Source organism: Cyanobium sp. NIVA-CYA 375 (genome assembly GCF_056108345.1).
The window spans coordinates 1-11,857 of the sequence record NZ_JBSYHW010000071.1 but is presented as its reverse complement, the minus strand read 5'-3'; the positions used below and the strand labels follow the sequence as shown (position 1 = coordinate 11,857).

The following is an 11,857-nucleotide window of genomic DNA, read 5'->3' as shown; positions in this document are numbered from 1 at the left end:
GACCGAAAAAATCGCCGACTCATACCTTGGTTTTGCGCTGCCACTTTATTATGGATGCCCTAATATCCAAGAATATTTCCCCGCTAATTCTTATATCCCCATAGATATTCTAAGAGCGTCGGATGCAGTTGAGACAATTTCGATGGCGTTGCAAAATGATGAATACTCCAAGCGAATAAATTCTATTATCAGTGCAAGAGAGCTCGTCCTTGATGATTATAATATTTTTAACGAGATTTCGGCTGTTGCAACCAGCAAGGCCAGGCGGTTGAATGAATGCACTGTCAAGCCGGTGTTTGAATTTAAGCATCTTCCTTCAACTCCTCCGACGCTTTTTATGCGCTCGAAAAAAAAGATTCGACGAATTATCGCCAAGTTTCTAGAGCTTGTATGAAAGCCGTAATCCTCGCCGGCGGCCTAGGCACCCGCATCAGCGAAGAAACCCACCTAAAGCCAAAGCCGATGATTGAAATCGGCGGCAAGCCTATTCTTTGGCATATCCTTAAGATCTACAGCGCCCACGGCATCAACGAATTTGTAATCTGCTGCGGCTATAAAGGCTATTTGATCAAGGAATATTTTGCTAACTACTTCCTGCACATGAGCGATGTGACCTTCCACATGAAGCTCAATTCGATGGAGGTGCACCACAAGAAAGCCGAACCCTGGCAGATCACCCTCGTGGATACCGGTGAAGCCACCATGACCGGCGGACGCCTGAAGCGGGTGCGGGAATACCTTGATGGCGGCAGCTTCTGTTTCACCTATGGCGATGGCGTGGCGGACGTGGATGTGTCGGCCCTGATCAAGCACCACCGCAGCCATGGGCGGTTGGCCACGGTGACGGCCGTGCAGCCGCCGGGGCGATTTGGATCCCTGCAGATTGGTAGTGACGCTGCCGTGGAGGGCTTTCAGGAAAAGCCCCAAGGCGACGGCACCTGGATCAACGGCGGCTTCTTTGTGCTGGAGCCCGAGGTGATCGATCGTATCGACAGCGATGCCACCCTATGGGAGCAGGAGCCGCTGCGGGGCCTAGCCGCCGAGGGCCAGCTCACGGCCTACCACCACCAGGGCTTCTGGCAGCCGATGGACACCCTTCGCGATCGCCACCACCTGGAGGAGCTCTGGACCAGCGGCCAGGCGCCCTGGAAGCTGTGGTGATGCTGGATACAGGCTTTTGGTGTGGCCGCCGGGTTCTGCTCACGGGCCACACGGGCTTCAAGGGCGCCTGGCTGCTGCTCTGGCTGCAGGAGCTCGGTGCCCAGGTGTGGGGCTATGCCCTGGAGCCAGAACCAGCACCGAACCTGTTTCGGCAGCTGGCGGCAGAACGGCCGACTCAAGCCCACGCCTGGCACCATCAAGAAGACGACCTGGCCGAGCTGGCCGCTCTCAAGGAGCTGGTCGCTATCTGCCAACCAGAAGTGGTGCTGCACCTAGCCGCCCAGCCCCTGGTGCGCCGCAGTTACGCCGATCCTCTCGGCACCTGGGCCACCAATGTGCAGGGCTCTCTCCATCTGCTGGAGGCGCTCAAGCCATTGCAGCATCACTGCGCGGTGGTGATGGTGACCACCGACAAGGTGTATCAAAACCGCGAATGGGCCTATGGCTACCGCGAGCCCGATCGCCTTGGTGGCCACGACCCCTACAGCGCCAGCAAGGCTGCTGCAGAAATCGCCATCGCCAGTTGGCGCGATAGCTTCTGCGGCACGGCCACCCACCAAACACCCCTTCTGCGTATCGCCTCGGCCCGCGCCGGCAATGTAATCGGCGGTGGTGATTGGGCTGCTGATCGGATCGTGCCCGATGCGATGCGCGCCCTAGCGGCTGGTGATCCGATCGGGGTACGTAATCCGGCCGCCACCAGACCCTGGCAGCACGTGCTTGAACCCCTGGGTGGCTACCTGCGCCTTGCGGAAGCGTTGGCCACTGATCCAGACCCGCCCTGCGAGCCCTTCAATTTCGGCCCCCAGCTGGAGAGCAACCGCCCTGTGGGCGAGCTGGTATCCACCATGCTCAGCCACTGGCCGGGCGAGTGGCTCGATCAGAGCGATCCCAATGCCCCCCACGAGGCGGGGCTGCTGCATCTGCAGATTGATAAAGCCCATCATCGGCTGGGTTGGCAGCCCCGCTGGGACTACGCCACCACCATTGCCCGCACTGTGGGCTGGTATCGCGCCCATCACCAGGGCACACCAGCGCTGGAGTGCTGCCTGGCGGATCTGCAGGCTTACAGGCCCCCAAGCTGCTGAGGATGCTGGATCTCACGCGTCATGCCGCTGGCAAAGGCAGCGTGTTCTGTTGGGAAGAGCGGCCTTGGGTCGTGATCTTCAGCCAGGATGGCAGTCGGGTCGTGACGACGTATCCGACCGATGAGCGCACTGTGACCAATCGCCGTGGAGGTGGACGATGGATCTCTCCCAACATCTGACCAGCCAACTCAAGGGCATGCAGCGCCTGGTTGATGCCGAAACCGGTGCCATCCTGTTCCGCCATCCCACGCTGCGTGGCATTCCTGATCTGGTGGTTGAGGGCGATGGTTACACGCTGGAATTCATTGGGCCAACATTGCTGTGCTTAGACATCAGTGATCCCACCGGGATGGCACGCCTGCTGGCTGATCCAGTGAAGTCCCAGTTGCCGATTGGGGTCTGAGATTCAGTAACTCAACCAAGACCGCAGCGCCAATCTGCATTACCAGACTTTTTCAACCTATCTCCGCCCACCACCACTCCTGCATGACCGATCCCGCCGCACTGCGCCAGGAAATCCTCCGCCTCACCCGCGAGTACTCCCGCCTGGTGCACGCCGGCTTCCGCCCCGCCGCTGACCCCGAACGCAAACCCTGGCAGCAGGGCAGCACCATCCCCTACGCCGGCCGCGTGTTCACGGAAGATGAAGTGGAAGCGGCGGTAGCCAGCACGCTTGACTTCTGGCTCACCCTGGGCAAGGAAGGCGAGGCCTTCCAGCAGGAGCTGGCGGCGTTTCTCGGGGTGCGCCATAGCCTGCTGGTGAACTCCGGCTCCAGCGCCAATCTGGTAGCGATCTCCGCGCTCACCTCACCCAAGCTGCCGGAGGCGCGGCGGATCAAGCCTGGCGATGAGGTGATCACGGTGGCGGCGGGCTTCCCCACCACGGTGGCGCCGATCGTGCAAGTGGGCGCGGTGCCGGTGTTCATCGATGCCGACCCGATCACCGGCAATGCCCGTTGCGATCAACTGGAGGCGGCCTACAGCCCGGGAAAAACGAAGGCCGTGATGATGGCCCATGCCCTGGGCAATCCCTTCGATCTGGCCGTCACGCTGGCCTTCTGCCGCAAATACGAACTGTGGCTGGTGGAAGACAACTGCGATGCCCTGGGCTGCAGTTACTCGATGCCGCGCCCTCTGGCGGAGAGCCTGGGTTTCAGCGAGAACAGCCCCGGCCTCGATGAAGGCCCCGATCGGGTGATCCGCTGGACCGGCACCTGGGGCGACCTGAGCACCCAGAGCTTCTACCCGCCCCATCACCTCACCATGGGCGAGGGGGGCGCGGTGAACATCGTGCGCGACGCCAAGCTCAAGGTGATCGCCGAAAGCTTCCGCGACTGGGGCCGCGATTGTTGGTGCCCCAGCGGCATCGATAACACCTGCAACAAGCGCTTCGAGTGGCAGCTGGGCGAACTCCCCGCTGGCTACGACCACAAGTACACCTACAGCCACCTGGGCTACAACCTCAAACCGCTTGATCCCCAAGCCGCGATCGGCCGGGTTCAGTTGCGGCGGCTGCCGGAGTTCATTGAGGCCCGCAAGCAGAACTGGGAAATCCTGCGCCGTGGCCTGGCGGCCCATGGGGACGTGCTCGAGTTCGCCCTGCCCACCCATGCCACCGGCTGGGATCCGGAGCACGGTTTCTCCTGGGATGACTCCGGTTGCCGCACAGATTGCAGCTGGTTCGGTTTCAAGATTGCGGTGAAGGCGAATGCGCCCTTCAGCCGCACCGAGCTGGCTCAGGAGCTGGATCGCCATCAAATCGGCAACCGCATGTTGTTTGGCGGCAACCTGCTGCGTCAGCCCGCCTTCGCGCAGCTCCGCCAGGATCGGCCGGAGGCACTGCGAGTGGTGGGGGAGTTGGAAGGTTCAGACGAGATCATGAACACCACGCTGTTTCTGGGGACGTATCCGGGTCTCACCCAGGCGATGCTGGCCAAGGAGATAGAGGTGATTCGGAGCTTCTGCCAGCGCTGAGCAGAAGCAGCTGGGCATTCAGCGATCTCCCCGATCCGCTGCAATCAGAGTCCGCAGCTCAGGGCCTTGAAAAGCCTGGGCCAGCAAGCTCTCAGCGACCCAAGGAGGGACCCAACTAGCCTTGCGCTCAATGCCCCGCTTGCCTGCTTCCATTTACTTGCGCCATGATGATGGAACAAACCGCCTTTCGACCTTCTCCGTAGCCGCGTAAACCAGATGCCTCCTGCTTTCCAGCTGTCACGATCGGAGCCGACCCAAGCCCTCTACCGCCGTCTCCAGCTCCAGCAACCCAGCTTTGCATCCGGAGTTGCGGCAATTGTGGACTTAGGTCCAATGCTGGGGCGAGCGCGGCGTCGCCAGATGCGATCAAGCGGTTTTCGCCTTGATCTAGCAGCCTTGCGTGCGGATCGGAATCGTGCACTGAGCCAGCTCCTGAATGGCTGAGGGATCTATCAGCGGCCCATCTGGGCCGACTCAACCGCCAGCACGGGGCATCCCGACGGAACCAGTGACGATGGTGAGCTGGCAGGCCGAAGTGAGCACTGTCTTGCCACCAGCCACTGAAATACAGGCTTATGAGCGCAGTATTCCCAATGCCGGGGAACGGCTACTGGCCTTGGTGGAGCGTGAAGTGGAGCATCGCCACGAACTGGAACGGCGCATCGTGGGAGCAGACAATTTCAGGGCCAACCTGGGATTGATTGCGGGCATCCTGATGGCCGTTGGCGTGAGTTCAGCCAGCATTACAGCGATTTTTCAAGGAAAGCAGGTCGGTGGGATTGTCGGAATTGGAGCGACCGCAGCCCTGATCGGCACCGCCTTTCGCGCCAGGAAAGACAGCTGATCAAGGTGCTGAACAGAGTACCGACGCCAGGGAAATCCCCGATTCAAATGTTGAGCGGCGATGAGGTGCATGAACTTGGGCAAGAGCACCGCGGGATGCTGAATCTGCAGATGCCTTCCTCCACGCTGGGCAAGGAAGGCGAGGCCTTCCAGCAGGAGCTGGCGGCGTTTCTGGGGGTGCGCCACAGCCTGCTGGTGAACTCCGGCTCCAGCGCCAATCTGGTAGCGATCTCAGCGCTCACCTCACCCAAGCTGCCGGAGGCGCGGCGGATCAAGCCTGGCGATGAGGTGATCACGGTGGCGGCGGGCTTCCCCACCACGGTGGCGCCGATCGTGCAGGTGGGCGCGCTGCCGGTGTTCATCGACGCCGACCCGATCACGGGCAATGCCCGTTGCGACCAACTGGAGGCGGCCTACAGCCCGGGCAAAACCAAGGCGGTGATGATGGCCCATGCCCTGGGCAATCCCTTCGATCTGAGCGTCACCCTGGCCTGCTGCCGCAAGTACAACCTGTGGTTGGTGGAAGACAACTGCGATGCCCTCGGCTGCAGCTACTCCATGCCCCGCCCTCTGGCCGAGAGCCTGGGCTTTACCGAAAACAGCCCCGGCCTGGATGAGGGCCCCGATCGGGTGATCCGCTGGACCGGCACCTGGGGTGACATCAGTACCCAGAGTTTCTATCCGCCCCACCACCTCACCATGGGCGAGGGAGGCGCGGTGAACATCGTGCGCGACCAGAAGCTCAAGGTGATCGCCGAAAGCTTCCGCGATTGGGGCCGAGACTGCTGGTGCCCTTCCGGTATCGATAACACCTGCAACAAGCGCTTCGGCTGGCAGCTCGGTGAACTTCCCGCCGGCTACGACCACAAGTACACCTACAGCCACTTGGGCTTCAACCTCAAACCGCTCGATCCCCAGGCGGCGATCGGCCGGGTGCAACTGCGCCGGCTGCCGGAGTTCATCGAGGCGCGCAAGCAAAACTGGGACACCTTGCGCCGGGGCCTGGCGGCCCATGAGGACGTGCTCGAATTCGCCCTGCCCACCCATGCCACCGCCTGGGATCCGGAGCAGGGCTTCAGCTGGGATGGCAGTGGCTGCCGCACCGATTGCTCCTGGTTTGGTTTCAAGATTGCTGTGAAGGCCGGGGCAGCTTTCAGCCGTACGGAGCTGGCTCAGGAGCTGGATCGGAATCTGATCGGTAACCGCATGCTCTTCGGCGGCAATCTGCTGCGTCAGCCGGCCTTCGTGCAGTTGCGTGCGGATCGACCCGAATCGCTGCGCGTGGTGGGAGAGATGACGGGCTCGGATGCGATCATGACCAGCACGCTGTTTCTGGGGACGTATCCAGGGTTGACGCAAGCGATGCTGGCCAGGGAAGTGGAAGCCATACGCTGCTTCGTGCTCACCACCTGCATTCCCTCGGAGGCGGTGATTTAAGTTATGAACGACGATAATTTGCTGATTTTCGGAGCGGGCTCCCATGCCCGTAAGGTTGCTCGATCCCTTCAACTCAATAGCCATATAGTTCTCGGTTTTGTCACCACTCAACAATCCCCTCATCTTGAGGTTGATGGGCTTCCTGTCTACACATGGCAAACTGTTCCTCATGATCTACGAGGAAACTGCCCGATTGTCGTTGGCATCTTCAATTGTTCAGATGCATACGATGAACTTGCCGCGATCATCGATGCCAACGGCTTCAGTCGCATTGTCTGGCCATGGGATTATTACCCCCACCTTCACCAGGAACTGGGCTGGTGTTACTGGCTTGACTCAAATCCCAGGACGCTCTCCTCTTGGCAGCAGGATCCGGACTACCTGAAACTTGTCTCCATACTTGCTGATTCCGAGAGCAAACAAACACTTGATCGGATTCTTGCTTTCCGCTCAGGCGATGATCTTGGCTTCTCTTCCTACACATCCCCCGAAAACCAATATTTCAACCCGCTTTCACTTGATGCTCTGCCTACTGAAAGGCCAGTCACTTTTCTCGATGTGGGAGCTTATGACGGTGACACACTTGAAGCGCTGGCCCAGCATGTTGCCGTTGCCAAAGCCGTACTGATTGAACCTGATCCAGCAAACTACTCCCTGCTCACCAAGAATCTTGTACGCCTCGCTCGCCTGTATCCTGGCCTGAATCCTTATCTTTTACCAATTGGAGCGGGCGATGAATTCACCTGCTTGAGCCTGGCTGGAGAGGGAGAAGCCGCAACTGTGAGTGTCGGTGGCGATCCTGACAACGCAACAACTCATTTCATCACCATCGCATCGCTCGACAACATCATGCCTGCCGAGCGTTTTAATTTCATCAAGGTTGATGTTGAGGGGCATGATCTCGCGGCGTTGAGAGGCATGCGTGAGCTTTTGCAGCGATCTCATGCTGTTCTCGCCATCTCCCTTTACCACCGCCCCCTGGATGTCGTGCATCTTCCGCTGGCATTGATTGACCTTCTTGATGGCATACCCTATGATTACTTTATGCGCCAGCACATGAATAACTCCTTTGATACTGTTCTCTATGCGATCCCGGGAGCAAAGAAATCATGAAAGTCTCTGACTACGTTGCTCAGCGTCTGTCACTGCTCGGCATCAGAAGGAGCTTCTCGGTGACGGGTGGAGGTGCGATGCATCTCAATGACAGCTTTGGTGAAGCTAGAGGGATTGCATGCACATATCTACATCATGAACAAGCCTGCGCTATTGCGGCAGAGGGTTACGCACGCATTATAGGAAAACCAGCCGTGGTGAATGTCACATCGGGGCCGGGAGCGATCAACGCACTGAACGGCGTGTTTGGAGCCTACACGGACTCGATTCCGATGATTATCGTCTCCGGCCAGGTCAAAACCGAAACCTTGCTCGAAAGGGTTGGCGCTCTGCCGCTGCGCCAACTCGGAGACCAGGAGGCACGGTCCGATGCCTACATTCCAGCCTTTGTTAAATCATTCCATTCCCTGCGTTCTGCAGAGGAATCCATTGCAGCAGTCGACCGTGCCATCCAACTGGCCTCAAGTGGACGCCCCGGCCCCTGTTGGATTGAGATTCCTGTGGACATCCAAGGAACTCGTTCGGCGCTGCTTCAGGACTGTCTACATCAGCCCTTGATCGAAGCAGACCAGCAAACATCACTGCCTACGATCTCCGTACAGGATCTGGCTGAGTTCACCACCTTGTTAAGCCACTCCAAGCGACCCTTGTTGCTACTGGGAACAGGAGTGCGTCTTTCTAGAGCCCAGCAGGAAGTGCTGCAGTTTGCTGAGACTCTGCAGATACCAATCGTCACGGCGTGGACCCATGACATCATTGATAATAACCATGAACTGTTCATTGGCCGGCCTGGCACCATCGGAACACGACCGGGCAACTTCGCAGTTCAGGCATGTGATCTGCTGATCGTTCTTGGCTCTCGCCTGAATATTCGCCAAGTTAGTTATAACTGGTCTGCATTTGCAAGCCACGCGAAGATCGTGATGGTTGACGTTGATGCGGCAGAACTGCAAAAGCCTTATCTCAATATCACCTTACCTATTCAAGCGGACATCAGGCAGTTCATCACGGCAGCACAGGACCATCTGCAGAACTTCTCACCTGGGGTCACTTCTGAACAAGCTGTCGATCATCGCAAGCAATGGCGCTCAAGGCTCCGGAAAGTTGCCACTGATCATGCGGCAACCGCAGCGGACTATCGACAGCCCCCAAAGGGCAACGGTATCAACCCGTATCATTTCATGTTTGCGTTGGCGCGGCATCTGAAGGGTGATCAACGCATCGTTTGCGGGGATGCGACAGCTTGCATTGTTCCTTTTCAGATTCTGCCCTTGCGCGGAAGACAGCGCATGTTCAGCAATAGTGGCTGCGCCTCCATGGGCTATGACCTGCCGGCTGGGATCGGTGCGGCCTTGGCAGGTCAGGAATTAGGAGAGACAGGTTCCACCGTGGTATTGGCAGGCGATGGCTCATTGATGATGAATCTGCAGGAACTGCAGACCCTCGCCTCCTCCGATTTGGATGTGGTGCTTCTTATCCTAGACAATAACGGCTACCTCTCGATTAAGCAGACTCAATCGAACTTCTTCGGCCGCGAACATGGTGCTTCGCCAGGGTCAGGTGTGAGCTTTCCTGATTTTGCCCGTGTTGCCGAAGCCTTTGGCTTGCCAGTCACCACTCTTAGCGATGATCAAGACATTGATGCGATGCTGAAGAAAGTATTGCTCGAAACCAACGGTCCGCGGGTCTGCGTTGTCAAGCTTTACGAAGGTCAGGAGTTTGAACCACGCCTGAAGTCAAAGCTCGTGGATGGCGTGATTCGAACGCCTGAGCTGGATGACATGTTTCCTCACCTTCCTGCTGAGAAGCTGCACTCCATTCGCAGCTACCTCCTTGAGCATACATCCGCACTCTGAATCACACCACTCCTCTTCATGATCTCCCCCACTGACCGCTTTACGTTTGAAAACCTGTTTGTATTGGAGCTTGCCAATAATCATTGGGGTGACCTTGATCGCGGTATCAAGATCATTCGTGACTTTGCAACCGTTGCCCGCGTGAATTCGGTTCGCACGGCAATTAAGTTACAATTCCGTGATGTTGATAGCTTTGTGCATCCCACTTTCAAGGGGCACGCCGAATCACGCTATATCCAAAAGACGGAAGCCACCAAGCTGTCCATCGATGAATTCAAGATTCTCATAGAAGAAGTTGTGAAATGTGGCTGCATTCCCATGGCAACCCCTTTTGATGAAGTTTCCGTTGACCTTTGCGATACTTTTAGCCTGCCCATCATTAAGGTTGCAAGCTCTGACATCGCAACGTGGCCTCTGCTTGAGCGTGTTGCGAAACTTCGTAAGCCTGTAATTATCTCAACAGGTGGTGCATTTGACAAAACGATTGACGACTGTGTCCGATTCTTCGAGAATCGCAGCATACCTCTGGCGATCAACCACTGTGTTTCCCTTTACCCCTCTCAGGATTGTGAGCTGGAACTCAATCAGATTGACTATCTTCGAGAGCGCTTCCCTAATCATGTGATCGGCTTTTCAACGCATGAGATGACCGACTGGCAGAACTCAATGCTGCTCACTTACGCCAAAGGGGCACGAACCTGGGAGCGGCACATCGATATCGACCATAACGGCATTCCCGTAAGCCCCTACTGTTCTCTGCCCCATCAAGTGGATCAGTGGTTCAAGGCGTTTCACAAAGCTGTTCAAATGTGCGGTGGTCCAGGCGAAGCAAGACGCAACATAACGGAAAAAGAAAGGCGTTATCTTGATGAGCTGGTTCGCGGTGTCTATGCACGCCACGAACTGCCGGAAGGGTATGTTTTCTCCTCCGAAACATTTGACGAGGACTTCTACCTCGCCATTCCTCTGCACAAAGGCCAGCTCTCCTGCCGTGAAGTGGTAAATGGCGAACGCCTGACAAGAACGATCACTGGCAATGAACAACTCACGGTTGATCATATCGACGGCCCCTACAGTGAGAATCCAGCATTGCGGCAGCTCATTCTCGATCGTGGCATTGATCCATAGCAACAATTGCAACTCTCCTTATTCCTGGGTCGATGGATATTCTGATTACCGGTGGAACGGGCTTCTTCGGCAAAGCCTTGTTGCCGTACCTGCTCTTAGTTCTGCCAACTCGAGGATCCGACTTTACATTAACCGTTCTTAGTAGAAACACTGAGGCGTTCTTGGATGCGAATCCGCAGTTTCGAGATATTCCACATCTGCTGATGTATCAAGGTGACATACTCGACAGGCGCTCGCTGCCAACATCGAAGCAATACTCCCATGTCATTCATGCCGCTACAGATTCGACTTTCGGCCCAGGGCTGTCGCCTTTGAAACGATTTGATCAGATCATCACAGGAACCCATAATCTTCTTGAGTTTTCAGTCCAAAGTGGCGTCCAACGATTCCTCTATGTCAGCTCTGGGGCTGTCTATGGGAGTCAGCCCCCGGATCTCAAAGGTTTCGATGAAGCTTGGCCGGGAAGTCCAGATCTCTCTAAGCCCGCCAATGCCTATGGTTTAGGTAAGCGTGCCGCAGAGCATCTCTGTCATCTCTACCTGGACTCTTTCTGCATTGAGGTTGTCATTGCAAGATGTTTTGCGTTTATTGGCCCCGGCTTGCCTTTGGACGTCCACTTCGCAATTGGAAACTTTATCCGAGACGCCTTGTTCTCTGAGTCTGTCATTGTGGCTGGTGATGGTTCGCCTGTTCGCTCTTACATGGATCAAAGTGATCTTGCCCATTGGCTCTGGACCCTTCTTGAAAAGGGAATCTCTGGCGAAGCTTATAATGTTGGCTCTGATGAAGCCATCAGTATCGCCGAACTGGCCCACCGAGTCAGAGATCTGATAGCGCCAGAGAAGGCTGTCCACATCCTGGGTTCAGCCAACTACTTGGCTGGTCGAAATCGCTATGTTCCTGACATCAATAAGGCTTGCTCCATGCACGATCTTTCTGTCACGGTCCCTTTGGATGATGCGATTCTGATGACTGCACGCTCGCACCAGGTCGCGTAATTATGGGCGTTCCCCGTACCATCATCTTTGATCTCGATGGGACCCTAATAGATTCATCGATCGGGATACTCGCCAGTCTGGAAAATGCTTTCAGGCTTTCAGAGGTCAAGCCAGTTCAGCCCTTGGATTCATCGCTGATTGGTCCTCCTCTGCGCGAGACCGTTGCGCTCCTCGCGCCCAGGCAGCCAATCTCCATCCTTCCACCACGTGGGCATTGGTGAGCAACACTCCGTCAGAACGAGTAATGAAGCCCGATCCC

General features: G+C 57.0%; 12 protein-coding genes. All 12 read left to right on the top strand.

Features of this window, described 5'->3' with window-relative positions; all coding sequences use genetic code 11:
- On the top strand, window positions 1–394 hold a 394-nt coding region (locus AC01FP_RS13970; protein ID WP_474481069.1), incomplete at its 5' end, for a hypothetical protein.
- Window positions 391–1,161 carry a glucose-1-phosphate cytidylyltransferase gene (gene rfbF, locus AC01FP_RS13965; protein ID WP_474481067.1) on the top strand — a complete coding sequence of 257 codons (771 nt, stop codon included), beginning with the start codon at window positions 391–393 and terminating at the stop codon, window positions 1,159–1,161. The genes AC01FP_RS13970 and rfbF, both read left to right, overlap by 4 nt.
- Window positions 1,161–2,249, top strand: a complete 1,089-nt coding sequence (rfbG, locus tag AC01FP_RS13960) for a CDP-glucose 4,6-dehydratase (RefSeq protein WP_474481070.1) — start codon at window positions 1,161–1,163, stop codon at window positions 2,247–2,249. The genes rfbF and rfbG overlap by 1 nt, the downstream gene beginning before the upstream one ends.
- Before the next feature lie 157 nt (window positions 2,250–2,406).
- Window positions 2,407–2,652 (top strand): hypothetical protein, encoded by a 246-nt coding sequence (locus AC01FP_RS13955; protein ID WP_474481065.1) that lies wholly within the window; start codon window positions 2,407–2,409, stop codon window positions 2,650–2,652.
- Window positions 2,653–2,735: 83 nt separating this feature from the next.
- Window positions 2,736–4,223 carry a lipopolysaccharide biosynthesis protein RfbH gene (gene rfbH, locus AC01FP_RS13950; RefSeq protein ID WP_474481063.1) on the top strand — a complete coding sequence of 496 codons (1,488 nt, stop codon included), beginning with the start codon at window positions 2,736–2,738 and terminating at the stop codon, window positions 4,221–4,223.
- 514 nt (window positions 4,224–4,737) lie between these two features.
- A complete protein-coding gene (locus AC01FP_RS13945; protein WP_474481061.1) occupies window positions 4,738–5,067 on the top strand; it encodes a DUF2335 domain-containing protein in 330 nt (109 codons plus the stop codon).
- Between the two features lie 110 nt (window positions 5,068–5,177).
- Window positions 5,178–6,503: a lipopolysaccharide biosynthesis protein RfbH gene (gene rfbH, locus AC01FP_RS13940; RefSeq protein ID WP_474481060.1), complete on the top strand. Its 1,326-nt coding sequence runs from the start codon at window positions 5,178–5,180 to the stop codon at window positions 6,501–6,503.
- 3 nt (window positions 6,504–6,506) lie between these two features.
- Window positions 6,507–7,616 carry an FkbM family methyltransferase gene (locus tag AC01FP_RS13935; protein WP_474481058.1) on the top strand — a complete coding sequence of 370 codons (1,110 nt, stop codon included), beginning with the start codon at window positions 6,507–6,509 and terminating at the stop codon, window positions 7,614–7,616.
- Window positions 7,613–9,472, top strand: coding sequence for a thiamine pyrophosphate-binding protein (locus AC01FP_RS13930; protein WP_474481057.1), 1,860 nt, complete (start codon window positions 7,613–7,615; stop codon window positions 9,470–9,472). The genes AC01FP_RS13935 and AC01FP_RS13930 overlap by 4 nt, the downstream gene beginning before the upstream one ends.
- A gap of 18 nt (window positions 9,473–9,490) precedes the next feature.
- Window positions 9,491–10,600, top strand: coding sequence for an N-acetylneuraminate synthase family protein (locus tag AC01FP_RS13925; RefSeq protein ID WP_474481055.1), 1,110 nt, complete (start codon window positions 9,491–9,493; stop codon window positions 10,598–10,600).
- 32 nt (window positions 10,601–10,632) lie between these two features.
- On the top strand, window positions 10,633–11,598 hold the full coding sequence (locus AC01FP_RS13920; RefSeq protein ID WP_474481053.1) for an NAD-dependent epimerase/dehydratase family protein: 966 nt from the start codon (window positions 10,633–10,635) through the stop codon (window positions 11,596–11,598).
- 2 nt (window positions 11,599–11,600) lie between these two features.
- A complete protein-coding gene (locus tag AC01FP_RS13915) occupies window positions 11,601–11,819 on the top strand; it encodes an HAD hydrolase-like protein (RefSeq protein WP_474481051.1) in 219 nt (72 codons plus the stop codon).
- The last annotated feature ends 38 nt before the right edge of the window (window positions 11,820–11,857 follow it).